The organism is Thalassobacterium maritimum, assembly GCF_031127805.1.
Taxonomy (GTDB): domain Bacteria; phylum Verrucomicrobiota; class Verrucomicrobiia; order Opitutales; family Coraliomargaritaceae; genus Thalassobacterium; species Thalassobacterium maritimum.
The window spans coordinates 30,207-56,170 of the sequence record NZ_JARXHW010000011.1; the positions used below are offsets into that span (position 1 = coordinate 30,207).

A 25,964-nucleotide genomic window follows, 5' to 3' on the forward strand; every position below is an offset into this window, starting at 1 on the left:
AGTTTAGTATAATGTATTATATATTCTGTCGGGAAGAATTCCCCGAGCATCACAAACAAAAGACAAAAGTACGAAATACCCAAGTAAAAACGATGCAGCCCAAAGGTTTAACAAAGTTTTTAACAAAGAAGAATAGCCTACCGAAGCCCTCCCCCCGAGATTAACGATCAGAAGGTTCGACATCGGGATAATGCGTCGCAAATACCATCTTCCCGCCCGAGGAAGGTACCACCGAGTCCACTTCAACCCGGACCTCATGTCCGATCCACTTACGCGCGTTATTGACCACCAGCATCGAGCCATCTGGCAGGTAACCAATCGCTTGGCCCGAATCCTTACCTGGCCGAACAAGCTCCACATTGACCCGCGTACCGACAGAGACCTCCTGGTTGAGAGCTTTGACTAAAGAGGTGATATTTAACCAATCCACACCATGAAACTCCGCCATTTTGGCTAAATTGTAATCTGTAGTCAGCAATTTAGCGTTCATCGACTCCGCAATATAAACCAACTTAGAGTCCACTGCTTTACGATCAGGCACGGAGCTCTCATGGATACGTAAATCGACATGCTTCATCTTACGAATGCGATTGAGCACATCCAGGCCTTTACGCCCTTTTTCCTTACGTGCCGTTTCACTCGAATCAGCCACAACCTGCAATTCATCCAGCACGAAACGGGGAACCACCATCGCATAGCCAAACCACCGGCTTTCACAAATCGCAGCAATGCGTCCGTCAATCAATGCACTCGTATCCACCACAACGATCGAAGACTCTACATTTTGCGCACTAAAACGGACATATGGAATGACAAGGTTGAACTCGTCTCGACCGCGTAGAGCCACCACGGTCGCCAAATACATCGAAATCACATAAAGCGCTAGACGTGATAAAAACAAAGTTTCGGCCAAATCAGGATCAGCTTCAAGCGGCTCAAACAAAGGCGAGCTAGAGATCAAATAGGCAATCAAGCCCCCCACGGCTAAACCGAAAGTAATCGCTGATAGCCCACGCAGTGAAAAGCCCTCCAGCATAACATCGGTCAAAATGACAAGAACAGCCAAACTGATACCAACAAAAAGCACCGGCATCAAAGTCCAACCGTCAGTGACGTAACTCAACAGTACACACCCCAACACACTGACGATCAGGAAGAAAATTCTAACAATTATGATTGTTTTATTCATATCACAAACAAGGGGCTAGGAGCCATCAAAACTGATCACCCCCGTCAGCCAAAGTAGTAAGAAAGGCAGCAGCATCAGGACCGCCATCGCGATATAAATAAAGCGCACAGCGCGCCGCGCCTGAGGCGGCAGCTCGCGATGTCTCGGGGCTGGATCGTTCGATTCCATCTGCTATAGAGAAGACATCTAAGCAAGCTTAGCAACGAGAAGTTAACAGGAAAACTCGGTTTTTAATCAACTTTTACAACAACGCGAAAGCCCGTCAGACGATTACGCTCACCGCGCGGCGCCTCGCGAATGGGCACGCTAAAGATAGACTCAAGCCGATCCTGGGCATGCCCCCCAATGTGGCGCGCGTCTTCAGTATCGAAGCGATCAATCGACTCCAGCCACTCACTCACATTTCCCAATAGATCATAGAAACCACTAGCAAAAGGCTTCTTAGTCGCCACTGCTTGCGGCACACTTTCTGCATTCGAAACACTCCAAACCAGGTCTTCTAATACGACGTAGCGTAAAGGCCCCAATGCCTGTCGAAACTCATGCTCCGTCGGCAACCGTACCGAATCCCCCAAGATCCAAGTCAGCCGTTCGCAGAAGTTCTTGGCCTCCACCCAGCTTACAGAATCCACTGGACGCACATCTCCCTTATTACGGCTAGGGTTGGTCCCCATAATGAGCGAGTACAGCGCCTGTGGCACCTCCGTCCGCAGCATACGCCAACCATCGACTTCAGGGATCGGAAGCAGAGCGTCATAAATACGGTCCTGAATAAAGCCTAAGTCATTTTGAACGAGATTCAAATAACGAACCTTCAACTGAAGATCCTCGTCATTAAGCGAACTCCGCGGGAAGGCCTCCTCCATCTGCTTAATGTCACGTCGCAGCGCCGCAATAACTTCTGCAGCCTCGTATGTGCGACGCTCAGCCAGCAACTTTTTCATCAAATCATGATTGCGCTCAATCTCGAGCCCGAGCTCGAAACTTTCGGCCGTCTGACTCTTACGCTGATACTCTGAGACACGCTCCGAGGAAGCATACGGACTGTCACGATAGGCCTCATTCAACTGACGCTGCAGTCGAGAGGCTTCTAAGTAGAGTGCGGCCGCTTCCAAATTCTCATTCGCCGCACGTCGCTCATCCGCCAACTGCACAACTCGCTGCACTTCCACGTAACTCTGTCCTGACCGAATCCCGACCAACTTCACGCGCAAACGCTCTAATCGAGCTACGCTGGACTGATTGGTGCCGCGGTATTCACGGTTCAACTGATCCTGCAGCGCCATCGCTTGCTGCAAGCGCTCTTCTGCCGCCCCCCACTCCTTAGCCTCAATAAAGACATCGGCTTCTTCTTCCAGCTCAAGACTTCGCTGCAGCAGAGGCACCGCCATCAAATAACGCGCCTGTCGTTCCAAACGGGTGGCACGTCCCACATCGTAGGCAGAACTCTCAGGAAAGCTCTCATTTACCTGTCGCTGCTTTTGATAAGCTTCACGGAACTTAATCCGCGCATTCTCATAATCCTTCTCTGCCACCAAGGCCACTGCTTCCCCTTCGAGATCCAGACTCTCTAAGCGCAGCGGCTCTGCGGCCAAATTATGATAACGCTCCCTCAAATTAACCAGCCTCTTTTGCGCTTCAGAGTCGACTCCCGAGATCTGCGACAGATACGACTCCTGCTTATCAAGTGCCCCCTTTAAAAGTAAGATGTCCTCAGCTTCCGGAGCCCGCAGCGCAAGCGCATCCTCAAACTGAGACTCTAAGGCCAAGCTCTCCGCTTGCAAAGCCTTGACCGATTCCGGCACTTCCAAGCTGTAATCAAAATTACGATAATCAACATCCTTAGGCCCGAGTTGGCTCAAGAACCAAAAACCACCTAAAACCGCGAGTGCGAGCACGACGATTAACAGCCCGAAAACGAACTTTTTAATGCCATTCGATTGATGAGGAAGGTGTCGCTTAGAAGACTTCTTAAATTTTGCCATAAGTAAATTGGGGCTGGCGCTGTAAAAATTGCCTGCCTTAAATGACTCGCAGCTACCGACGCCGCAAGGCTAAAGGCACAGAGACGCACTCTTGATCATCCAGCTGCAGAATTATTTTGTCATCTTCATCCATGTTTCAACAAATTACCATACTTGGACCTGGCCTTTTGGGCGCATCCCTCGCACTGGCACTTAAAGAGCGTGGGCTCTGCCAGCGCATACATGCATGGTCCCGTCGAGCTGAAACGCGCGCTCAAGCACTCGACACGCAGTGGTGCGACGCTGTATTTGAGCAAGCTGAACTGGCCTGTGCCGAGAGTGAACTGGTCGTAATTTGCACCCCCGTTGAAACCATCGTCCCTCTACTAGAAAAAGTCGCGCCTGCCCTCCCACCAAACTGCCTCGTGACCGATGTAGGCAGCACCAAAAGTCTGATTTGCCGCGAGGCCCGCGCCACCGAGGTGAATTTCATCGGCTCCCACCCAATGGCTGGCTCGGAACGCACTGGTATGGCACACGCCCGCGCAGACCTCTTTGAAGGCGCCGCCTGCATCCTGACCCCAGTCGATCCAGCCTCAGACATCACAGGTCTGCAACAACTCTGGCAAGCCATTGGCATGCAAGTCACCATTTGCAGCCCAGAACAGCACGACGAAATCGTAGCCCACATTAGCCACCTGCCCCACCTGCTCGCCTCCAGCCTCTGCAGCTACCTAGCGGGAAAAGATCCTGACTGGAAGCAACTAGCTGGCGGAGGCCTACGAGATAGCACACGTGTGGCCGCGGGCGATCCCACCTTGTGGAAACAAATCCTCGAACAAAACCGTGAAGAAGTCTTACGCGCCATCGATGGCTTCGAAAACGAACTCCACTCCCTCAAAGCGGCCCTACTCAACCAAGACAGCCCTGCCCTCATCAAACAATTAGAACGCGGCAAACAATACCGCGATCAACTCTAGCTCATCGCCCCGAACTTGGCACACAAGCTTATCACCGCACCGCGCATCTTATATTCCGCAGCTCAACGACATGTCCGACCCACTACCAATCCAGCCTTTCACACAAGCCGTCGATTCCAGCATTGAGCTGCCCGGCTCCAAGAGCATCACCAACCGTGCACTGATCCTCGCCGCACTGGCAAACGGCACCACCCGTCTCGAAGGCGCACTCTTCAGCCGCGATACCCGTATCATGCTAGCCGCGCTGGAGACACTCGGCTTCCAAGTCAGCGCCGACGAAGCGGCCCACACCATTACCGTACGCGGCGAAGGCGGCTCCATCCCCGTCAAAGAAGCGGAGCTCCACATTGGCAACGCTGGCACGGCGGCACGCTTTCTCACTGCCTTTCTCGCACTCGCCGAAGGCGGCAGCTACAAGCTCGACGGCGACCCCGCCATGCGCGAGCGCCCCATGGCGGGCCTGCTCGACGCACTAGTCGCGCTCGACGCTGCAGAATTTGAATTTCACGGTGAAGCGGGCCATTTCCCTTTCACCCTCAAAGCCAAGGGCTATCGCGGTGGCTCGGTCGAGGTCGACGCCAGCAGCAGCAGTCAAATCCTATCCGCACTGCTCCTCTCCGCCCCCGCTGGCAGCGCCCCCACCACGCTCAGCTGCCCCAACGTGCGCCCCTTCTATGTCGCGATCACACTCAAACTGCGCGAAGCCTTCGGCGCCCAAGCTCTCGAAGCCGACGACACCGGCAGCTACACCCTGGAGCCCACTCAATACAGCAGCCCCGGCAGCTACGCCATCGAGCCCGATCTCTCCGCAGCCAGCTACTTTCTGGCACTCACCCTGATCCAAGGCGGCACACTCAAAATCCCCAAGGTCGGCAACGATCCGCTGCAAGGCGATGCCCACTTCGTGGACGTGCTCAGTCATCACGGCTTGCGCGTGGATGCCGAGAACAACGAATGGACCGTTGCCTGCACCGATCCGCGCGACATCCAGCGCGGCCACCGCGAGATCGACTTCAACACCATCTCCGACACTTTTCTGACCTACGCGGCGATCGCTCCCCTACTCGGCGGCTCCGTGCGCATCTGCGGCATTGGGCACACCCGCCTACAAGAGACCGACCGCATCGCCGGCATGGCTGCGGAGCTCTCCAAGCTGGGGCAACTCGTCAAAGAAGAGCCCGAGGCCCTCACCGTATCGATCAAGCCCAACGAACTACGCGCCCGCGCACTCAAGGCCCGCAACGAGGGCAAACTGCTGACCATAGACACCTACGAGGACCACCGCTTCGCGATGAGTTTCGGCATCCTCGGCAGTTTCGACCTACTCGAAGACGGCCAGCCCTGGCTGGCGATCAACGATCCCGCCTGCTGCGGTAAAACCTTCCCCAATTTCTTCGAGGCCCTGGAGACGATGCGTGCAGCCAGCAGTTAAACGAACAATCTAGAGCAGCCATTCTCCATCAATGCCTATGCTCATAGAGCATAGAACCTAGCTGCCGAGCCACTTCTCAGACGCGGTGTTCACCCATGCGTCGCTTATTGACGGCCCAGAGCCTTCGCAGGCAGACTCAACAATCAGGCACCCGCCTTTTTCGCGTATTTCTTCGCGACCTTTTTCTTGGCCGCCTTCTTTTTAGGCGCGCCTTTGCCTAATTTGACTTCGACCACGACTTGATTCGCGGTCTTATTCTCGCGCACCTGAAAGAGGTCGATTGCTCGAAACAGATCGCTCAGCTTCTTAAAGCCATAGGTTCTATGATCAAAGGGCCCTTGATTGGTGATATACGAGCCCACCGGTCCTAAGCGCGCCCAGCCCTCGTCATTCTCAGCCGCCTTCACCGCAGAACGCAGAATATTCATAAGCTTGGTATTCTGCTTCAATTGCTCAACGGAGTCCGCCTTCAGTTGAGCTTGAGCGGCTCCCGCCTCAGCCTCTTCTAAATAGAAGAACTTCGTGCAGCTTGAAATAAAGGGCCCGGGCGTGTTCTTGCCGCCGAAGCCGAAGACTTGTTTGCTCTCTTCTCGCAAGCGCATGGCCAGCGGGGTGAATCTAATTATGTGGGGTATCCATAGGCTGCAGATTGAGGCACGAACGTCCCCAAAACGAGACTATTTATACCTGACGGCGGCGCAACACGAAGCCAGCGATCGCTGGCTATACCACAGAACCAGAGTCTAGCAATTCGAGAAGAAGGCCTAAGTCCACGATGCCTTACAACGCTTGCTCGATCGAGCGGATGTAGCGGGCGACGCCTGTGCGGGCTTCTATTTCCTGCGCGGCGCGCAGATGCTTGAGCGCCGCGGCAAAGTCGTCGCGGGCCACTTCGAGGCGACCAAGGGCGACTAAGGCATCGACCTTGTGCTCGGGCAAGGATTGGGCACGCTGCAAATAAAATACGGCTTCTTCGTAATGCTCGGCTTCGAGTTCGAGCTCGGCAATCAACAATAAGGCCTCGCCTTGTAAGGGGTTGCGTTCCACCAATGGCTTTAAGACGGCCATGGCTGCGGCGGAATCGTCACTGCGACGCTCGATTTGCGCCTCGGCGAGGGCGAGCTGATCTTGTTGCTCCGGCGTGAGTGTCGCGGGCAAGCGTTGTTGCAAATCTTGCAAATAGACCCGCGACTCGGCGATGAGGCCGCGACCGATCAAATAATCAAGTGGCTTGAGCGCGGAGGTGACATTGAGCTCGCCGGGCTGAGCTAAGCCGGCCTGATAGGCCTGCAGCGCGGGCCGATAGTTCTCCGCGCGTAGATACAAGTTACCGAGCAGAAAGCGACTGTCGCGGGAGCCGGCGCCCATGCTGTGCACGACTTCGAGATTCGCAATCGCCTCGTCGTAGCGCTCTAATTGTAAAAAGGTATTGGCCTGCAGTAACCATGTGTCGGGCACGGTGGGTTGCTCGGCGATCAACTCTTCGAAGAGCGCGGCGGCTTGGCGATATTGCCCGGTCTCAAGCAGCGATTGGGCTTCGCCGCGACGGAAGTCGACGCTGTCGGGCTTAAACATACGCGCCATTTGATAGGCACTGAGCGCGCTCTGATATTTGCCTTCGGTCAGGTAAGCATAGCCTAACAAACCATAGCTCTGCGCATCGCCCCCGCCCAGTGAGATGACTTTCAGCCAAGCGGTGATGGCTTCGGGGTAGCGGTTGTTCTGCACATAGATCAAGCCGAGCGTGCGATAGGCACGGCGAAAATCAGGAAAAGCTTTGACTGCCATGCGCAAATTTTGCTCGGCCTGTCCATAGCGGCTGGTCTGGTAATACAAGCTGCCCAACAGAAAGCGAAAGGCGGGGCTCGACTCATTATTCAAGGCCGACTCCAGCACTTGAATCGCCTGCTGGGGGTTATTGCGTAGAAAGGGCTCCACCCGTACAAACAGCGGCTTGTCCTGAACGCTCACGCTAGGCTCGAGCTCGGAGAGCATGCCGTAATTGCCTAAAAAGCGCTCACGAAACTCGGCGCTGCCGGGACTGGAATCGGTCAGCTGAAAAGGGACGGCCGCATGACTCAAGGACAGAGTGAGTAGCGAAGATACAAGATATAATGTAGAGAAGCGTTTCATAAGGATTGATTCTTAATTTTGCAGCACAAGTGGGAACAAGCCGCGCACGGTTTGCGGCACGCCACCGACCATCGGTTTGGTAAAGCGGGCACGGGCGATGATCTTTCTGGCAACCTCCTCCAGCTCGACATGAGTCGAGGACACAATGCGCCGCAACTTGGCGGAGCCGTTGGGTAGGATGTCGATCTCGACGATCACCTTGCCCTTGTCCACACCTCTACGCGCCAAATTGGGAGGAAAACGGAAGTTGGGTGTATTGACGAGGCGCGGCACTTCGGGCAGGTCGTCGAAGCTGAACATCTTTTGAATGTCAGCAATGGTATCGGTCTGCATCTGCAAGCTGGGCATCGGCGCGCCCATTGCGATGGCATCGGCATTACCGGGGCTCAAGTCCACATCCAACAGGGGCAAATCAATCGGCGTGGGCTCACTCGGCATATCCTGCACCACCTGTTGTGGCTCGGGCGGAGGTGTTTCTTCGGGTAGTGGAGGTGTCGCTGGAGGCGGCGGCAGGGCGCTCAACTGCATCTCGCGCACCATCAGATGTGGTGGCTTGGGCGAATTCAACATTTGCGTAAGAGGGATCAACAAGAACAGTAGCACCGCCAAGAGACAGGCGCCCCCGATCGCGAGATAGGGCGCCCACTTCCAATTTTGCCTGGGAAATTCTTGTGACATTATAAATTCAGTTTTCAGCGCTCCAGTCTTAGTGCGTCGTGGCCATGCTGATACGCTTGGCACCGGCTAGCAGCGCGGCATCGTGTACCTTGGTGTAGAGCTCGATCGAGACGGCCTTGTCCACTTGCACGATCACGGGCATCTCATCGCTTTTCAGTAATCGCTGCACCGTGCCACGCACGCCACTGAGCCCGATCTCGCGGCCGCCATATACGACGTTGCCCTCGGATGTGATGGCGATGAGGATTGAGTTTTTTTCCAACATGCTGGCCGAGGCGGCCTGCGGACGGCTGACCTCCACGCCGGTCTCTTCCACGAAGACGGTCGTCACAATGAAGAAAATCAGCAAAATGAAAACGATATCGATCAGTGGAGAGACATTGATCTCTTCACTCTTCGTTTCAGAAGCATAGAGTAAGCGGCGACGTTTCATGATTTACTTTTTGATTTTCCGATGGCGGCCTTAAAGCGTTCGAGTTGCGCCGGCACGGGACAGTCGGCGCGCAGGGCCAGCCGTGTATTATAGCGCTCCAAGCGGGCGATCGCGAGCACCAGGGCGTTGCGGCGCTGCACAATCAGCGAAAGGATGACGATGGCGGGGATCGAGATAATGAGACCGGTCTGGGTGGTGATTAATGCCTCTGAAATACCTGTCACAATGCTATCGAAGCGGTTGCCCGCGACCACCAGCATACCGTCAAAGGTCGACAGCATACCTGTCACCGTGCCGAGCAGGCCCAGTAGCGGACCGGCTGTGATAATGATGCCTAGAAAACGTATCCGGCGATCCACGAAGGGTAGATACTCGTTGCGCACAGCTTCAAAATGACGCCGCACCTCCTCAGCACTCAGCGCCCCGTAGTTGACCAGCTTGCGCGCTAAGACCACCGACTCTTCCTGTGAGCGGGCAAGGGTGCTCGCATCCAAGTTATGAATACGCCCCTTAAGCAGAAAGTGAAAGTGCACGCGGCAAAATAGATTCAACGCGGTGGCATAGATAAAAATGGTCAAGAGCAGTAGCGGCAGCATCAGCCAGCCCCCGCTGGACCAAATGCCGAGGGCGTAATCGAGCAAATCCACCGGAATTTTCTCCGGTGCATTCGATTCGAGAACTGCGAGTATTCCAAACATAGCGAACAATCTTACTCAGGCTTGCTGCGGGAGAGGCCATTGACGAAAGTCACAGCCGTCTTCTCCAGGCGTGCCATGATACCAGCCACCTTGCGTGAGAGCATCGCATGCATCACCAAGGCAGGGATCGCGAGAATCAGACCGAGCTCGGTGGTGATCAGCGCTTCCGAGATACCAGAAATCAGGGGCTTGGGATCGCCCGCACCGAAGACGGTCATCAGGCGGAAGGTTTTAATAATCCCCGTCACTGTGCCCAGCAGCCCCAGCAAGGGTGCCGCCGCGGCGGTGACTGCGATCACATTGAGAAAGCGCTCCAGCTTCGGCTGTGTGGTGAGCATGGCCTCATACATCACCTCCTCGACCATCTCGGTCGATTCGTCGGCATGTTCGACGGCCATGACCAGCATTTCACGCGTGGGCTGCGGCTGCGCCTTCGCAAGCTCTAGGGCGGCTGGCTTCTCGCCTGCGCGTAAGTGCTTGATAATATCGTGGATGACCAGTGGCTGCGGATGACGCACCGAGAAGACTTGCAGTGCTTTGAAAATCGACACGACCGTGGCCACGAGGGCGAAGGCGAGGATTGGATAGACCCAGACACCGCCCTTGACCAGGTGCTCGGGAATGCTGTCCTTGGCTTGCTCGACTGCGAGCGCGTCGCCCAAGGTGGGATCGACCGGCAGCTGGCCAGAGCCGGAGGACAGCACGGTAAAGATCTCTCCGGCCGCCTCGTCCTCCAGAGGGTGCAAATCTGCACGCTCGGAGCGTGAGGCGAGTGCGAAGCCGGCGGTGGATTGATCACTGGCTCCAAAGTAGAGCAAGGGGCCCACCTGCACGAAATCCCCAGCGAGCAAGGTGCCCTCTGGCGTGAGCGCATTACCGGCATAGATTTGCCCGCCCAGCAGTGACTCCAGCTGCTGCAGCGAATCCGCCATCAGCGTCAAACCAGCGGCCAGCTTGTCCGCCTCACTGGCATCGGCATTTTCAAGATATAGATTATACTCACGGATGCTCTCGCCCACCGTCTCCAGCTCGCCTACCGAGAGCGCGGCCTCGTAATTGGCCAAATAGCTAGGCATCAAGGTGCGTGTCACATAGTCGACTTCGCGCTGACGCCCGGTCACCCGCTCGCGCAGGGTCTCCAGCTCCACGCTTTGACTGTCCTTGAGGCGACGCACACGTGCGACTTCGTCCTCCAGTTCATCCGCTTTGGCATGGGTCGCATTCAAGTCACGCGTCAGCGGCAAGCGCTCAGCTTGGATCGATTCGCGTAAAGCGTGCAACTCTTGCAAAGAGGCCTCGAGCTTCGCTTCGCGTGCCTGGGTGATTTGTTCCAGCGTTTGCGCGGACGCGCTCAAAGAGCCGAGTAAGAGTGCGAGCGCAATGACCGGAAAAGTAGCGCGGTGCTTTAGCCCGCGTTTAAAAGTGTTGATAGACCCATTCATTTCACAGCCCCTTCTTTCAGTGCAACTGGCAGCTCAATTAACTTCGGCTCGGTGCTGCGGCCTTCCACCAGTGCGATGCACTCCTGAATCTTGGCGGCCAATTCCGGCTGCGAGTGCCACTCCCAGCCCGCCGTGCCTAATTTGCCATAGCCCGCATCGTTTGGCGCCAGGTAGTAAGCCTGCCCCAGACCAACCCACAGCGTGCGGAAGGAAACTTCCACCTCACTGCCCGGCAGCGCGCGGATGCTTTCACTCAAGGAAATCTTGGCGTCAAACTCACGAATCTTGCCCAGCAGGTTCACCACAGACTGCATGCGCTCGCCCAAACCGAGAGTCGTTTCGTCCGCCTGCAGAGGGAGGCGCTGATAAACCGGCTCCAACTCTTCCTGCAAGGGCTCTGGCAAGCGCGGCTTCAACTCGCGCAGCCCGCGCTCCATTTTAACCAGAAAACTTTCGATCTGCTGCACATCCGCGGCGACTCGCTCACTTTGGTCCAAGAGCTCCAGACGCTTGGCATCTGCAGTCGAAACAAAGCCTTCGTGCTCTTCAATGATGGCTTCCAATTTGGCCACCCGCTTGTCCGCGACAATTAAAAGATCTTCCAGTAACACTCGTTCCTCCTGCCATTGCAGAGATTCGCGCGAGATCGCCTTCTCAGCAGTGGCCCACTCGCCGATCGTCGTACGCACGTCGTCGAGCGCCTCGGGCGAGGCACTGGCTACGGATATATATGCGCTCATCAGCGCAAGTGTTAGTCGTTTCATAATAAAGTGAGTGGTTCCAGCATCGCGATCCTCGAGGGAGCTCCTCGAAAAACGGCCTGCGTTTGAATAATCCGCCCGCAAAATGCGAGCTCGCCTCAAACAGGTCAAGCATGATACTGAGTCTCACTACCAGCATTGCAATTGAGAATTGCAATGCACGACTCATTTCAGTGCCCATGAATGCATGGGCCCAGCTAAACTAATACTGCTGCAATACTTGCTGCGCAATGGCTGGATCAATGGGAAAGTAGCCAACTTGCTCTACAATCTGCTGCCCTTCACGACTGTAAACGAAGCGTAGGAACTCTTTCTGTAGATCGGTAGGCCCTTGCTCAGGATTGATATTGAGAATCACATATAAACTACGTGTCAGGGGATAAATACCGCGAGCCGCATTGCGCTTATTGGCGTTTACAAAATTGCCATCCGCTGCCTGCAGGGGAAGCGTCGCCACGTTTGCCGTTTTATATGCAATCCCGGAATACCCGATACTATAAGGATCCATGCCCACATGGCGCACCACCTCGGCACTCCCCGCATGCTCTGTTAAACTCTCGCGAAAGGTGCCTCCGTTCAGTGCATGTGACTTAAAGAAGGCGTGGGTACCGGAGGCTGGATTGCGACCATGGAGTCGGATCGGCGCATTGCTCCACGGTCCTGTTAAACCAAGTTGCCCCCAACGCTGAATCGGAGAGTCTGATTCGCTAAATATAGCCGCGATTTGCTCCAGCGATAGCCCCGTCTCTAGTATTGGATTATCTGGGTGGACATACACAGCCAGCGTATCCACTGCGACTGCTAACTGTGTTGCTTTGTAACCAAAAGCTTGCTCAAAGCGTGCGCTCTCATCGCCCTTCATCACACGGCTCATCGGGCCAATGTCGGAACGCTGCTCCAACAGAGCAGGGATCGCGGTCGAAGACCCCTTCCCCTCATGTCGAAAACGAAGCCCGGTTTGAAATCGACCTAACTCGGCCTCCCACTCCGCCAACAGTTCATCCATCGTATCCGAGCCAATACTCCTCAAATACCCCTGCAATGGCACCTGCACCGAATAGGCAGGGTACGGAGCACTCACTGCGTGGATCGCAGGCACCGGCTGCGGCGTCATCACCGCGGGACTTGCAGTGACTGCGACCGATTGGCGGCTTGTAGCTGATTGGCCCAGCGGAGTGGCCGCCTGCTTTCGATTGCCTTCTTGGCATCCGGATAAAAGTGCAATCGCCAGCAAAAAGGCGGAGCCCAGACTTGTGTAGGTATGTTTCATAGCAAGTTTACGTAAGTAATTGAAAAATTAAAACTGAGCCGTAGATGCGATACGGAAGCCGATGTATTGGGTGGCTACACTCGGCGCATAACTCCAACGGTTCCCGGAACGGCTGAGTGGGGCCTCGTCATAGTAGGAACCACCGCGCAGGACTTTGGTGCGCAGATTTTCATCGGCCGCATTCCCACCTTCAACGTTCATCGGATCGACAGGACCTAGTTGGGAGTAATCAGCGAGCCAATCATGACACCATTCCCAGACATTGCCATGCATGTCATACAAGCCCCAATCGTTCGGCTGATAACTAGCGACAGGGAGCGCTTGATCATGATTACGAGGCGACTTGGGATCAAACACGTTCGCCTGTTGCAAGCTCAATTGATTCGATCCAGTATTGTAGGCAGCTTGTTGATTCGCACGACAGGCAATTTCCCACTCCGCCTCGCTCGGAAGCCGGTATTGCATCGAATCCGAATGCGCGGATAGCTGCTCACAAAAATTGACGGCTTCAGTCCATGTGACTGAATGCACAGGAAGCGTATCACCTCTAGCTGAAGCATCATTGCGCATTTGTTGTGGCAACTCCCCCATGACTGCCATCCACTGCCCCTGAGTCAGTTCGGTCTCGGCAATATAATAGGCGCGAGTCAGTGTAACCGAATGCAAGTGCTCATCCGCATCACGCTGAAACTCCAACTCAGGCGTTCCGATCGTATAGTTCCCCGCCGGCACCATTCGCATTCTAATTCCAAATGGGGCAACATGCACCCGCTCACCAGCCGCATAAGCATGCTGGTGTAAATACGAAAGCGCCTCGGCGTTATCGGAATCCAGTAAGCGTAATTTCTGATACAGTTCCACCGCACGGGCAGGCTCCGACTGGCTCATCGCACGCTGAGCCAGAGCTGATAAATTCTTTAAGCTCACCTGCTCAAATTGCTTTCCCGATTCATAGGCCTGCTGATATGCTTTAAGCATCGCGTAGGGCCCTGCCTCAGTCGCAAGGCCTTCAGCATGTTCTACTTGTTCCAAGTATTGCTGCCACTCTAGAGTCGCGTAATTCTGCATAGCTTGCTCTTGAGCAAGCTTATCAAGCCGCGCAAAATCACGACGAATGCTCGCGATCCCTTGCTTTGACAAAGCCTGAGCATACGCCGTCTCCAACATAAGAATCGATGACTGATCCGAATTCAAAGCACGCGCTTCTTCCAACTGAAAAGCAAGCGCCTCGATGGCATGATCGCTAGTAGTGCTCGCGAGTTCCGCGGCAATTTGCTCTGTGATCGCTTCGATCTCACTCAAATGTGTTGCAGCATCCACTTCTGCGACATGCCGCTCATGGGCTTGGCCAACTTGCATCAAAGGAACCATCTCAGAGGCATCGTTTACACTTTTCGACTCGAGGGACTCCGACAAATCGGACGACTCTGCCTGAGCTTCCGCCACCTCAGTCTCAACACTCAGAGGGACTGCAACGACCTCTGACGCCAGAGAGACAGCAGGCTCCACAGGCTGCGCCCCCTTCGACTGCTCCAAAGAAGTCTCCGCAATCTCGCCCTGACCTGAAATAGATAAAAAGGCATACAAACCGGCTGCAAAAAGTAACAACGCGCCCAGGCACAGCCAAACAACGGATATTGTTCGCTGATTTTCATTTGACCCACCTGCATCAGACAGATCCATCAGCACGCTTTTTTTATTCGAATTACTCATCTAATATTCCCTAGACATCAAGTTGCTGATTCAAAGAAATCAAGGTGTCGAGCGAACATAGGTGAGTGAATAAAAACTTCACTCAATCGACATCTAACGGACATAATCGTAACTTTTTCACATCCCATACCGTATTCATATATCGAATACTAAGTGTCAAATACGTTAAATAACTACTCTTAGCAGGTCGGAGGTTGATGTTATCAAACTCTTCCCCTACTGCAGTAGACTTTTAGCCAGAATGGAAAGCAGAGCGAATGAGCACAGATCATACAATTAGAGAAATCAGCCGGGAAACTTTGCTCAAGAGCGTAGATCGCTCTAAGCGAAAAGCTGTCGAAGCCCTATTTACGGATCGCGATGTAGACTATGTAGTATTACTGGAGTCACCGGATCGGAAACGACGAAATCTACTCACAGTAGGACCGAATTTAGAGTACCCCGATTTAACTGCCACCTTTGGGCTCAAAATCGATGATCTGGAACCCAGCGCTTACGTGAGCACTCAAAAAGGAACGCTCAATAAAGGGCCGCGATTCCTCTCGCGCGCAGCGGGCCAGATTGAACAACTTGAAAGTCTGATTTCCGAATTACGTAAGGAAAAAAAGCGCTTACATCTCAAACTCGACCAAGCTCTCAAAACAGTCGAAATAGTCACGGCAGACCGCACGACCTTAGAGCAACTCAAGCGGCAGCTCGATCAGCAGCAAATCGAGCAAGCCAGCCTACAGAACCAAATCGACATGCGCGAAGCTGATTTACTCAAAATGGAAGAAGATCTGTTGGATCGCATGAATCAACTCATCCAAAAAGAAGCCGAACTCGAGCAGTGGGAAGAAGATATGTTTGCACGCGAACGCCACTTAGCCCTGGCGACCAAAGACAAGGGTGCCCCAGAGCTTCCCGACACGACGCGTGCTCTCCGCTAATTAACAGCTGCTCTCCTAACAAACGCGCCAGACCTCAGACAACGCTCAGCTTAACTCGCTTGCAGGTCGGTCGCCAATTGCAGCACACAGTCTTCCCAATCCGCAATGACTCGTGCTTTAAAGAAATCCACTTCCAGCGAATCCAACACAGATACAGCACCCTTTTCGCTAAGGCAGGCATCAAGTCCAGCGGCGGAGTGAGCACCAAGGGGATCGCCTAAAACGAGAATGGAATAGATTAGTCGATCCAACCACAGATTGGCCGCCTGCATACGCTTCTGCAGCGAACGCAGTCCCGAGTGTGTCAAAATAAACACTGAATAGCCGCCATTTCTCAAGCGCTCCTCCCCCAGACTCGACAGTTCGCACATTTCTGCCTGCACGCCACAATCTTGAGCATGCCGATAAAGCATAAATGCCGATGCCCACGCCTCACCCTCATTGCAATTGTGATAAATACTTAAGTTAGCTCTCACTTTGCCCTCCTTCTGATTTCAAACGAGTCTGCATAATTTGTTGCCAAGCAGTTTCTGCAGCGACTTCTCGTGCTGCGCGCAATTCGTAAAGTACAGCATCTCCATCGCCCAATAGAAGCCAAGCAAGACGACCACCATCATCATGCAAAACCGTTCGCTTCACTGCATAAAGGTCTAAGCTGAAACCTCCATAGGATCCATAGCAATGCGCCCAATAGCCTTCGCGTTCAAAACGTTCGAACACGTAAGTGTGCACTAAGCTCACTTCGTAGCGCCGCGCTGTTACCTCTAAAGGTAGACCAACTTTATTAGCCGCCGCCAGAGGCGGAAAGCAATTACCCCCACAGTAGCTCTGCTCGATGGCCGCATCCGGACAGAGCAGACGCCCCCAGTCGCGACTCGGAACCGTCGCCCCGCGCTCCGGAAGGGGCGCATCCAGCGCGATGTCCCCCAGCACAGACGCCCAGCCCGACGGCGCCAAATCATTCGAGGCACTCAGCTGTAAAAATTGAGCCCCATATTCATTTAAAAGCTGTACGCCCCCTGGGGAACCGCAGCAGGCACAGGCCTCTAATTTCGCAGTAGCACGCTCCCAGCCCTCATAATCAGGCGCAGGAATCAAAGCACTGCTAGAAAATTGCCCCGCGATCGAAGCGAGTAAATCATCACGTTGCAGCCGTACAGTCATACGTCCACAGGCTTGATCCAACTGCACAAATAACTCAGGCAGGCGACTGAGGCAGTTCAAAACGTAGTCCCAATGATCCATCAAGGGAATGTAGCCCTCGCGAGTCGTTTCAAAGCAATACCGTAAGCGCGAATAAGGTGCCTCAGGGAAAGTGAACCCGCTGCGATTGTTGTAAGTTTGTGCTCGATTATATTCGTCCATGGAAGCGTTTGGGATGACAGATGTGACCCAATGCTGACCGCAGTCATGCATGATACTGAGTCTCAATATTGACAATATGAGTAGCAAATGCGATCCAGTCGCAATTGCAAGCCTATGCTTCTCTATTTACACATTCTAAACGCTCTAAGCTGTTCAAAGTACATTCAAAGACTGAGGAATATTAAGTCCGAGAAACCAGTTAATTCTTAAAGAATCGCCGCCAAGAGAGACTGAAACCGGTGTAGACTAAAAGCAGTGCCCCAAAACATGCGATCGAGGCGATCACTTTACTGATGAGCCCAAAGGCTTCGCCAGTGTGCAAGAAACGCACCCAAATGCGCGCACGCAAACCTGCGCTACGGTCATTGAAATGCGTTGCTTGAAGAATATTACCAGTAAAGGGATCGAGCTCCACAGGCATGTAAGCCCGGCTTGGCATAGAGTCAGGAAAGATGACAAAGGTCTTCAGGGAAACATCTCTGGATTCGAGCGCTTCCTCACTCGGCAAATGAATGCCGAGCGCTTCCCAGTTCGGATAAGCATCGGCCAATGTGTTGACATAAGCCTCTAAAGGCAGTCGATCTGCCGATGTATCTGGAGCCGGGAAACTGGCAGGTTCGACAGCCATCATGCCAAAGTTTCGAGCTTCTGGCGGTGTTTCGCCATACAGTTGAAAAACCAGATCGTGCCCCCAACGAAAAGAGATCGCGATCGCCGTCACAGCGAGCAGCACCAGAACTGGCAGACTCCAGAAGCCGATCACATTGTGCCAACGATAGTCTCGAGCCTTCCCCTTCAGCCTGCGCTTCCAAAGGAGTCTTGGTTTGATCTGTCGCCAATTCCATTTACGCGGAAACCACAGATACAGTCCGCTCACACATAGAAAGACGAAAATAATGTTAGCCGTGCCCATCACCACACGCCCGCCCTGAAGCCAATCACCGCTGAAGGCGAGCCAGCGATGAAGCGCCTCTAAAGTATGAAGAATTTCGTGCGCTGTGTGACTTTTGGTTTCAAAGGTTTCGCCAGTATGCGGATTAATATAGAGTGGCCCCTCCCACCGCACAAAAGCTTGGTAATTAGCGTGCGGATCACTGGGAATTTGGATCAAGTCGATGGCCAATTCTGGATGCGCCTCCTTGGCGGTTTGAATCAGGCTTTCCAATTCGAGCACTTCACTCACGTCGCTCTCGTGCCCAATCAGATCACGATCCACCCATTGCAGAATCTCCTCCTCAAAGGCGATCGCAATGCCCGTAAAGGACATGATAGCGACAAGAACTCCGGTGAAGATTCCAGCGATCAGGTGTAGCCAAAAAATGATACGTCTAAATTTCATTGTCGTCTAATTATCTAAAAAAAGGGCTGGCTCACCTTGATGAGCCAGCCCAGAAAAAATAACAATCGTTTATGCTAAAATAGCATCGAGACCGAGATGCGGAAGTCACGGCCAGGCTCGGAAGCACTATAGACGGCACCGTAACCTGGAATGCTGCGCATGTCCTCCATACTGCCATGACTGACATAGTCCTCGTCGAAAACATTCTTCACCGTGAAGTTCACAGTTACATTTTCGAGGAACTCTGGTCGCCAGCGTAGGTAGAAGTCATTAGTGACATAACCAGGTTTATCGATATCAGCACCGGGTTCCATGGGATAATCGATGTCATTAATCTCTTCCACAAGACGGATGTTCCAGCCCACATCGAGTTGATCGATTGGAGTCCAAAAGGCATCCAACACCCAAGTATTACCAATACTGGATACAATCGAACCATATTGGTAACGTGTCGCTGTATTACCATCGATAGTGGTGTCCGCTTGATTATACTGTAAGCTCACATTGTAACTTTCGGTGCCATACGATACACGAGCGAAAAAACCTTCTGTTTTGAGCTCGCCGACATTGTCATACGTTTTCGACCAAGGATCTGGTGACGTTGAAATAAGATCATCGACGTGATGCCAGTAAGCGCCGGCTTCTGCACTAAATCCATCTTTTGCATATTTCAGGCGGAATTCATAGTTTTCAGCACTTTCTGCTTCGATGTCGGCCGCGTTGGTAGCACCTTCAAGCTTAAAGGCATCATTGATGTCCGGACCGCGATAAGCCGTCGCATAACTGGCGCTCAAACTCCACTCGGGTGTAAACTCGTAAGTAAATCCGATATTCGGGCTGATACCCTCATGGTCGAACTCTTGCCCCAAGCGATCTTCTAACTGATAGAAATCAGCACGAGCTCCCGCACTCACACTCAATGGGTCGGAAACTTGAAAGTCCCCCTGCAAGAACAGACCTGTGACACTGGCGTCTTCGCTGTCGAGATGCGGATCACTTGAGGGCCCCAAGTAGACCTCATCCTTACGATAATCAACGCCATACTCTAGACTGTGCTCCTGGATCGCCTGAATATTACGAATGTCGAACTGATAGCTTTCGATCTCACCAATGTAAGCGCCCCAAGGACCATCTTGAGTGATGTCAGCCGTAGTATAGCTCAAGTGTGTCTTCAAATGTAACCATTCTAGGTCAATCGGTTCAAATTCATGATTAAGGCTCGCAGTTTGCCGCGTGCTTTCCATCGGATACAAACTGTTTCCTGGACCAGGCGCCCACTCAGGCTTCTGTGTTTTCATACCCTCTTCGTCGAGATTTTCAAAGCTCATACGAAGCGTATGCCCATTGCCAAAATAACCCACCACTTTGCCTAAGATCACTTCTTGCTTCGTTTCTGAACCTTCAATCGAATCACCATCCGCGTCTTCAAGGTCGCCTTGATCGGAATAGACATAGCTCACTAGGCTGGTCCAGTTTTCGCTGATACGACCAAAAACCGTGGCACTGCCCTTGTAGCCATCCGTGTTGCTAAAATAGCTATTTTTGATCAATGCACCGACTTGTTGGTCTGGACTAAGAAAATCTTCTGGGTCTTTGGTGACGAAATTAACACTTCCCCCAAGCGCTCCAGGGCCCTGAGTCGAACTCCCGACGCCAGGCTGAATTTCAACCTGCTTGAGAAGCTCCGGTTCAATGGCGATTCGGCCCGTGTGGTGAAAAAGAGCGCCCGACTGTGTCGCACCATCGACTTTAATATTCAGCAAACCCTCGCCCAAGTTGCGCACATAGATCTTCTGTGCCTTAGGATTCGAACCACCCACTGTTACACTAGGGTCAATCGAGAGCGTATCCTCCAAGTCATTTGCTTGACGTAAGTTCAGGTCGCGCTCGGTCACATTCAAGGTGTTATGCGTCTCATCAGATGTGAGCGTATAAGCTGGAATCACAAACGAATGCTCTGGCTCCTCTGTATTCAGCTGCTCTTCCACTTTTTCTGCGGCTTGCAGGGTACTGATTGAAAGCGATGCAGCGATACAGGATGCCCCAAGCGCCCGCTTCGCTAAGCTGCGGTGAGTGGGTAAGTTAGTGTATAGGTGTTGATTTTTCATAATTTTGTACGAAACAGCGACATAATCTCCAAGCGCAGAAAATACCTGGTTCCATCGAAGCTGCGTAAAACTAATCTTGAAAAATAAGATCAACTCACCCGTCAACACTAATGAGACTCAGTATCGACAATAATTCCAGTTAGCATCATCAGTGAAAAGGTTAAGCAGCTCTGCTACACGTCTGCTCAAGGCAACGAGTAGCACAAGCAGCAAGCCCACAAAACCAAGCTGCAATGAGCTGGACGGTAAATCCACCGCTTTTAGCCTTTAGCTTTAGCCACTATCGGTTTTCTTGGAGACGATGTCAGTTTCCACACAGTTTAAAATCATCGCAATGGACGGCGGCGCAGCCGTCGGAAAGTCCTCCACATCTAAGGGTCTCGCCACGCGACTGGGCCTTATGCACGTGGACACTGGCTCGCACTACCGCACGCTCACCTACGCTCTACTCGCCGCCGGCGCGGATGCCGGACAGCCGGAAACGATCCCGCAAGTGCTGGACACACTCCGCCTCAGCACCGAAATCGAAGGCCGCAGCGCACGCCTCGGCATCAACGGTCAAGTGCCGGCGGATGCCGAAATTCGCTCCCCCGAGGTCAACGCCAACGTCTCCAAATTCGCCGCCGTGCCCGCCGTGCGCCAGAAGCTCTTCGATTACCAGCGCTCACTGGCCGAACTCGCCCGCGAGCACAAGTATGCCGGCCTGATCATGGAAGGCCGCGACATCGGCTCCGTCATTTTCCCGGATGCCGAACACCGCTTTTTCCTCCATGCCGACGAGGCCACCCGCAGCGCACGCCGCGCTAAAGAGGGCCAGACCGACTCCATCGCCGCCCGCGACAAGATGGATTCCTCCCGCAAAACCGCACCACTGGTCTGCCCCGACGGGGCCACTCAAATCGACACCGGCCCGCACACCTTAGAGGAGGTGATCGACAAAATCGCCACTTTAATCGAGAAATAGGCACTGCGCCCACCCGCCCAAGACCTAAAGCTCTCAAACATTGATTCCAACCTTCACCCAGTGATGTCCACCAGCTCCATTCCCAACCCAAAACTCTACGAAGTCGTCCGCGTCACCGCAGACTGGTTCTTCAACACTTGCTACGACTACACGCAAAGTGGCCTTGAAAACGTGCCCCAAGAAGGCGCCGTCATTTTTGCGGCCAACCACGTAAGCTTCTACGATCCACCCGCCATTGGTGCCTGTCACCATCGGGCCATCAACTACTTCGCACGCGACACCCTATTTAAGGGCCTCTTCGGCAAGGCACTGGTCGAGATCGGCACCATTCCCGTCGCCCGCGAAAACGCGGAGATCAAGTCGCTCAAAGCGATCTTTAAGTCGCTCAAAGCCCAAGGCGCCGTCGCCATCTATCCAGAAGGCACACGTTCCGCCGACGGCCAACTGGCTGAGCCCAAACCCGGCGCTGGGATGATCGCCTGCAAATCCAAAGCAACCGTCATCCCCACCCGCCTCTTCGGCACCTACGAAGCCTACGGCCGCAACGCCAAAGCCCCCAAACTCGGTGGCCACATTCACATCGCCTACGGCACGCCCATGACCACCGCCGAAATCGACCCCGGCAAAGCGCACCCCGAACGCTACCTGGAAGCCAGTCGCCGCATCATGCAACGCATCGCCGCCCTACAACCGCCGATCACACCTATCGTTTGAACCGTGAATGGACCGTAACCAGTGCTGGAGACGCTTTTGAACCGTTAATTTACGTTAATTGGCGTTAATTTTTATGACTTGGAAATACGTAACTAATCAAACTGCACTTTAACATGCGTGGCTGCTCACACTGTAACTTGGATAGATGCGACTGCTCATATTGCTCTTTAATATGCGTGGTTGCTCAAGCTGTGACTTGGATCTATGTGAAATCGAGATGACCTTAGAAAAAAAGGGGTAAAATGGACGAAGCCGAGATAGAGAAACTGATTTACAAAGTCATCGGCGCGGCGATGACGGTTCACTCGAAGATAGGATATGGCCTCCGAGAAAAGACCTACGAACGCGCTCTAGTCGTCGAACTCCAGCACCTCGGCATTCAATATAGTCAACAATCCAGCTACCCAGTCATCTACCGCGATGTCAAAGTCGACGAATACATCCCCGACCTCGAAGTCGAAGACGCAGTCATCGTAGATACCAAAACAATTGAAAACATCGGCGACTACGAACTCGGACAGATGTTGACCTATCTGCGATTCACGCAAAAAACCACTGGTCTCATCATAAATTTTAAGCATCCAAGTTTACAGTGGCGAAAAGTCACTCTAAACCCATCATAAGCACCTCATTGCAGTTCCCCCCTTCCCATCCCACACATTTCCAGCCCACACATTTCCAGCCCACGCATTCCAGCCCACGCATTTCAGCCCAACGCATTTCCAGCCCACGCATTTCCAGCCCACGCATTCCAGCCCACGCATTTCAGCCCAACGCATTTCCAGCCCACGTATTTCCAGCTCACGTATTTCCAAGTCATAAAAATTAACGCCAATTAACGTAAATTAACGGTTCCAATCAACGTCCTCCATCCACGGTCCCAAATTCAATTCCCATGAGCACATCCTCCGATCGCTACGCCCAACGCGGCGTCTCTTCCTCGAAATCCGAAGTCCACGCAGTGGTCGACAATCTGGACCGTGGCGTCTTTCCGGGCGCTTTCTGTAAAATCGGCGCCGACATCCTGACCGGTAGCCCCGACAAGTGTAACATCATTCACTCCGACGGCTCCGGCACCAAGAGCACGCTCGCTTACCTGCACTACAAGGAAACCGGCGATCCCAAGGGCTTCCGCAAGACCGCCCAAGACAGCCTGGTCATGAACATCGACGACCTGCTCTGTGTGGGCGCGATCGACGGCATCCTGATCTCCAGCACCGTCAACCGTAACGCGCGCGCCATTCCCGGCGAAGCACTGGGCCAACTCATTTCCGGCACCGAAGACTTCCTCGCCACTCTGCGCGAATACGGAGTCGGGGTGCACAGCGGCGGCGGCGAAACCGCCGACGTGGGCGACCTCACCGGCACCGTCACCGTCGACTCCTGCGCCGTGGTGGTGATGGACCGTGCCGATGTGATCGACAACGCCAAGATCAAGCCCGGCCTCGCGATCGTCGGCCTCGCCTCTTCCGGCCAAGCCAACTACGAGACTTTCGAAAACTCCGGCATCGGCAGCAACGGCCTGACCAGCGCCCGCCACGATTTGCTCAGCCCCTACTATTTAGAGAAGTACCCGGAGACCGTCGACCTCACCACCGACAAGCAATATCTTTACTGCGGCCCTTACAAGATGGACGACCCGCTGCCCAAGTCCGACATGACCGTAGGCGACGCCCTGCTCAGCCCCACCCGCACCTACGCACCCGTCATTAAAAAGCTGCTCACCGAAAACCGCGACAGCATCTACGGCATGGTGCACTGCTCCGGCGGCGGCCAGACCAAGTGCATTCGCTTCGGCACCGGGGTGCACCACATCAAGGACAACTTCCTGCCCATTCCTCCAATCTTCAAGGCCATCCAGAAGGCCAGCGGCACCAGCGACGAGGAAATGTTCCGCGTCTACAACATGGGCCACCGGATGGAAATCTTCTGCGAGCCCGACGCCGCCGAAGCCATCATCGCCCAAAGCGAGTCCTTCGGCATCCCCGCCCAAATCATCGGCCACACCGAAGCCACCGAGCGCGCAGACGGCGAGAACCACGTTACCATTAAGCACGCAGGCAAGACACTGACTTACGAGCTGGAGCACTAAAAATCGTAGGGTCTTCACTTGTGAAGACCGCCAATACCGAGCTACATGACTTCAAATCTTCACAAGTGAAGACCTGAAGACCCTACCCAAGCCACCTATTTTTTGCTTTTCTTGCTCTTCTTCTTTTTCTTACCGCGCAGTAGCTTCTTCACCTTCGCGCGCTGATCTTCACGCACGATGTAGCCGATGCAGTTATCGGAGCCACATTTGCAGGGGTGATCGAGAAAGTGCTCCATGTCGTAGCCGTAATCATAGACCAGCTCGTCGCCCTTTTTGATGTCCTTGAGCGCTACGATCCAAATCTCGCCGTCGTAGTTGATCGCTTCACAATTCCCGTCGCAGGAGTGATTCATGTAGCGCGCAGGGTTATCCCCGAGCCGGCCGTCGATGTCATACTCATCATCCAGCTCAAAGATATACACCAGGCCTTCGCCAGTCTCGCGGGCCTTTTCTTCCCACTCCAAGGCGCGCTTGGTCGACTCTTCCTTGGAGATTTTCTCTCCGATGTATTGGATAATATCCGTGCCCGCCTCAATGTCGGCGGTGGCATACAGCCCGCGCCCGTGGATGGTGGATGATTTAACTTTGCAAAGTGATTTTGGCATTTTGGGAACTACGATTTAATACAATTTCAATTGAGCGGGTTGGAGTCCCGCCTTCAGGCGGCAAAGCGTCCAAAGCCGCCTAAAGGCGGGACTCCAACGCTTAGCTTTCAGATTTCAAATCCCGGGTCATCAGCTGCTGCATCGCAGTCAGTGGCTCTAGGCCTTCGTAAAGGATCGCATGAATCACAGCAAGAATCGGTGCTTCGACTTTTTGCTCCTGACAGATACGATATAAACACTCGGTCGCCAGGTAGCCTTCGACTACCGATTTTTGACCATCAACAATCGCCTGCGGCGCTTCGCCCTCGCCGACTCGTTGTCCAAAAGTGCGGTTTCGACTCCACTGCCCCGCGCAAGTCGCGACGAGGTCGCCGAAGCCGCTGAGTCCAAAGTAGGTTTCCTTTTGCCCCCCCAGCGCGACGCCCAGCCGCACCATTTCATTCAGGCTGCGGGTGAGTAAGGCTGCCTTAGCATTGTCGCCCATTTGCAGGCCGTCACATAGACCGGAGCCGATAGCATAGACATTCTTCAAGGTGCCGCCTAGTTCGGTGCCACGCACATCATCGGAAAGATACGCGCGCAGGCCGGTATTACTAAAAGCTTCCTGGTAGCGCTCGGGCTGCTCACAGTCGCTGCCCACAGCCAGCACCACTGCGGTGGGCTTGCCAGCGGCCACCTCGCCCGCGAAGGTAGGGCCGGACAGCACGCCACAGGCGAGACCTGGCAATTCTTCGGCGACAATTTCAGCGGGTGTCTTCAGACTGTCCAACTCCAAGCCCTTACACATAATTAGAGCAAGCTTGAGCTGCCACGCCGCCTGCAAATGCGGCTTGATGGATGCACAAAGTGCGCGCAGCGCCTTGGACGGGCAGGCGAGGAAGATCACCTCGGCCTCCATCAGCACGGGCCCTAGCTCGCAACCAATCTGTACGGTGTGGGGCAGCTTATATCCGGGCAAATAATCAGCATTTTCTCGCGACGATGCGATGTCGAGCGCGTGCTCAATACGGCGCGGGACCAGTGTCACCGAGTGACCACAACGGTCGAGGTGCAGTGCCATAGCAGTGCCCCAGGCACCAGCTCCTAAGATACAACAATTCATACAAGTTTGGGTTGTGAATAATTAACGTGCAAATACGCTTATTAACGATTGAA

At 53.9% G+C, this 25,964-nt stretch carries 25 protein-coding genes; 7 read left to right on the top strand and 18 right to left on the bottom strand.

Going from position 1 to position 25,964, the window contains the following annotated elements:
* Positions 1-160 precede the first annotated feature (160 nt).
* The 3 genes from QEH52_RS06635 to QEH52_RS06645 form a co-directional block, all read right to left on the bottom strand.
* On the bottom strand, positions 161-1,189 hold the full coding sequence (locus tag QEH52_RS06635) for a PIN/TRAM domain-containing protein (protein WP_308949312.1): 1,029 nt from the start codon (positions 1,187-1,189) through the stop codon (positions 161-163).
* A 15-nt stretch (positions 1,190-1,204) separates the two neighbouring features.
* On the bottom strand, positions 1,205-1,357 hold the full coding sequence (locus tag QEH52_RS06640; RefSeq protein ID WP_308949313.1) for a hypothetical protein: 153 nt from the start codon (positions 1,355-1,357) through the stop codon (positions 1,205-1,207).
* Between the two features lie 62 nt (positions 1,358-1,419).
* Positions 1,420-3,174 (bottom strand): SUMF1/EgtB/PvdO family nonheme iron enzyme, encoded by a 1,755-nt coding sequence (locus QEH52_RS06645; RefSeq protein ID WP_308949314.1) that lies wholly within the window; start codon positions 3,172-3,174, stop codon positions 1,420-1,422.
* A 131-nt stretch (positions 3,175-3,305) separates the two neighbouring features.
* On the opposite strand from QEH52_RS06645, the gene QEH52_RS06650 reads away from it, so the two are divergent.
* Together QEH52_RS06650 and aroA are read left to right on the top strand one after the other, a co-directional pair.
* On the top strand, positions 3,306-4,133 hold the full coding sequence (locus tag QEH52_RS06650) for a prephenate dehydrogenase (RefSeq protein ID WP_308949315.1): 828 nt from the start codon (positions 3,306-3,308) through the stop codon (positions 4,131-4,133).
* A 70-nt stretch (positions 4,134-4,203) separates the two neighbouring features.
* Positions 4,204-5,565: a 3-phosphoshikimate 1-carboxyvinyltransferase gene (gene aroA, locus QEH52_RS06655; RefSeq protein WP_308949316.1), complete on the top strand. Its 1,362-nt coding sequence runs from the start codon at positions 4,204-4,206 to the stop codon at positions 5,563-5,565.
* Positions 5,566-5,708: 143 nt separating this feature from the next.
* Here the strand turns inward: aroA and QEH52_RS06660 are convergent, their stop codons facing one another.
* The 9 genes from QEH52_RS06660 to QEH52_RS06700 all read right to left on the bottom strand — a co-directional run bounded on the left by QEH52_RS06660 (position 5,709) and on the right by QEH52_RS06700 (position 14,693).
* Positions 5,709-6,167 (bottom strand): OST-HTH/LOTUS domain-containing protein, encoded by a 459-nt coding sequence (locus QEH52_RS06660; RefSeq protein WP_308949317.1) that lies wholly within the window; start codon positions 6,165-6,167, stop codon positions 5,709-5,711.
* Between the two features lie 178 nt (positions 6,168-6,345).
* Positions 6,346-7,698 (bottom strand): tetratricopeptide repeat protein, encoded by a 1,353-nt coding sequence (locus QEH52_RS06665; RefSeq protein WP_308949318.1) that lies wholly within the window; start codon positions 7,696-7,698, stop codon positions 6,346-6,348.
* Between the two features lie 12 nt (positions 7,699-7,710).
* Positions 7,711-8,376, bottom strand: a complete 666-nt coding sequence (locus tag QEH52_RS06670) for an energy transducer TonB (protein WP_308949319.1) — start codon at positions 8,374-8,376, stop codon at positions 7,711-7,713.
* A gap of 28 nt (positions 8,377-8,404) precedes the next feature.
* Positions 8,405-8,809, bottom strand: a complete 405-nt coding sequence (locus QEH52_RS06675) for an ExbD/TolR family protein (RefSeq protein ID WP_308949320.1) — start codon at positions 8,807-8,809, stop codon at positions 8,405-8,407.
* A complete protein-coding gene (locus QEH52_RS06680; RefSeq protein ID WP_308949321.1) occupies positions 8,806-9,507 on the bottom strand; it encodes a MotA/TolQ/ExbB proton channel family protein in 702 nt (233 codons plus the stop codon). Before QEH52_RS06680 ends, QEH52_RS06675 begins: the two co-directional genes overlap by 4 nt.
* Before the next feature lie 11 nt (positions 9,508-9,518).
* Positions 9,519-10,949 (bottom strand): MotA/TolQ/ExbB proton channel family protein, encoded by a 1,431-nt coding sequence (locus QEH52_RS06685; RefSeq protein WP_308949322.1) that lies wholly within the window; start codon positions 10,947-10,949, stop codon positions 9,519-9,521.
* A complete protein-coding gene (locus QEH52_RS06690; protein WP_308949323.1) occupies positions 10,946-11,713 on the bottom strand; it encodes a DUF3450 family protein in 768 nt (255 codons plus the stop codon). The genes QEH52_RS06685 and QEH52_RS06690 overlap by 4 nt, the downstream gene beginning before the upstream one ends.
* Before the next feature lie 199 nt (positions 11,714-11,912).
* On the bottom strand, positions 11,913-12,980 hold the full coding sequence (locus QEH52_RS06695; RefSeq protein WP_308949324.1) for a PstS family phosphate ABC transporter substrate-binding protein: 1,068 nt from the start codon (positions 12,978-12,980) through the stop codon (positions 11,913-11,915).
* Positions 12,981-13,007: 27 nt separating this feature from the next.
* Entirely contained in the window at positions 13,008-14,693 is a 1,686-nt protein-coding gene (locus tag QEH52_RS06700; RefSeq protein ID WP_308949325.1) for an SUMF1/EgtB/PvdO family nonheme iron enzyme, read from the bottom strand.
* Positions 14,694-14,950: 257 nt separating this feature from the next.
* Here QEH52_RS06700 and QEH52_RS06705 point away from each other — a divergent pair, with 257 nt between their 5' ends.
* A complete protein-coding gene (locus QEH52_RS06705) occupies positions 14,951-15,622 on the top strand; it encodes a hypothetical protein (protein ID WP_308949326.1) in 672 nt (223 codons plus the stop codon).
* 50 nt (positions 15,623-15,672) lie between these two features.
* On the opposite strand, the gene QEH52_RS06710 is transcribed toward QEH52_RS06705, so the two are convergent.
* The 4 genes from QEH52_RS06710 to QEH52_RS06725 all read right to left on the bottom strand — a co-directional run bounded on the left by QEH52_RS06710 (position 15,673) and on the right by QEH52_RS06725 (position 20,434).
* Positions 15,673-16,035, bottom strand: a complete 363-nt coding sequence (locus QEH52_RS06710; RefSeq protein ID WP_308949327.1) for a hypothetical protein — start codon at positions 16,033-16,035, stop codon at positions 15,673-15,675.
* 52 nt (positions 16,036-16,087) lie between these two features.
* Positions 16,088-16,987, bottom strand: coding sequence for a hypothetical protein (locus QEH52_RS06715; protein ID WP_308949328.1), 900 nt, complete (start codon positions 16,985-16,987; stop codon positions 16,088-16,090).
* A 199-nt stretch (positions 16,988-17,186) separates the two neighbouring features.
* Positions 17,187-18,326, bottom strand: a complete 1,140-nt coding sequence (locus tag QEH52_RS06720; RefSeq protein ID WP_308949329.1) for a PepSY-associated TM helix domain-containing protein — start codon at positions 18,324-18,326, stop codon at positions 17,187-17,189.
* A 74-nt stretch (positions 18,327-18,400) separates the two neighbouring features.
* Positions 18,401-20,434 (bottom strand): TonB-dependent receptor domain-containing protein, encoded by a 2,034-nt coding sequence (locus tag QEH52_RS06725; protein WP_308949330.1) that lies wholly within the window; start codon positions 20,432-20,434, stop codon positions 18,401-18,403.
* 301 nt (positions 20,435-20,735) lie between these two features.
* On the opposite strand from QEH52_RS06725, the gene cmk reads away from it, so the two are divergent.
* The 4 genes from cmk to QEH52_RS06745 all read left to right on the top strand — a co-directional run bounded on the left by cmk (position 20,736) and on the right by QEH52_RS06745 (position 24,204).
* Positions 20,736-21,398 (top strand): (d)CMP kinase, encoded by a 663-nt coding sequence (gene cmk, locus QEH52_RS06730; RefSeq protein ID WP_308949331.1) that lies wholly within the window; start codon positions 20,736-20,738, stop codon positions 21,396-21,398.
* A gap of 63 nt (positions 21,399-21,461) precedes the next feature.
* Positions 21,462-22,112 carry a lysophospholipid acyltransferase family protein gene (locus tag QEH52_RS06735; RefSeq protein WP_308949332.1) on the top strand — a complete coding sequence of 217 codons (651 nt, stop codon included), beginning with the start codon at positions 21,462-21,464 and terminating at the stop codon, positions 22,110-22,112.
* Positions 22,113-22,354: 242 nt separating this feature from the next.
* Positions 22,355-22,735: a GxxExxY protein gene (locus QEH52_RS06740; RefSeq protein WP_308949333.1), complete on the top strand. Its 381-nt coding sequence runs from the start codon at positions 22,355-22,357 to the stop codon at positions 22,733-22,735.
* A gap of 272 nt (positions 22,736-23,007) precedes the next feature.
* A complete protein-coding gene (locus QEH52_RS06745; RefSeq protein WP_308949334.1) occupies positions 23,008-24,204 on the top strand; it encodes an AIR synthase-related protein in 1,197 nt (398 codons plus the stop codon).
* 95 nt (positions 24,205-24,299) lie between these two features.
* Here QEH52_RS06745 and QEH52_RS06750 read toward each other — a convergent pair whose 3' ends face one another.
* Both QEH52_RS06750 and QEH52_RS06755 read right to left on the bottom strand, forming a co-directional pair.
* Complete coding sequence (locus QEH52_RS06750) at positions 24,300-24,809, bottom strand: SET domain-containing protein (RefSeq protein WP_308949335.1); 510 nt, start codon at positions 24,807-24,809, stop codon at positions 24,300-24,302.
* Positions 24,810-24,909: 100 nt separating this feature from the next.
* Positions 24,910-25,911 (bottom strand): NAD(P)H-dependent glycerol-3-phosphate dehydrogenase, encoded by a 1,002-nt coding sequence (locus QEH52_RS06755; protein ID WP_308949336.1) that lies wholly within the window; start codon positions 25,909-25,911, stop codon positions 24,910-24,912.
* Positions 25,912-25,964 lie beyond the last annotated feature (53 nt).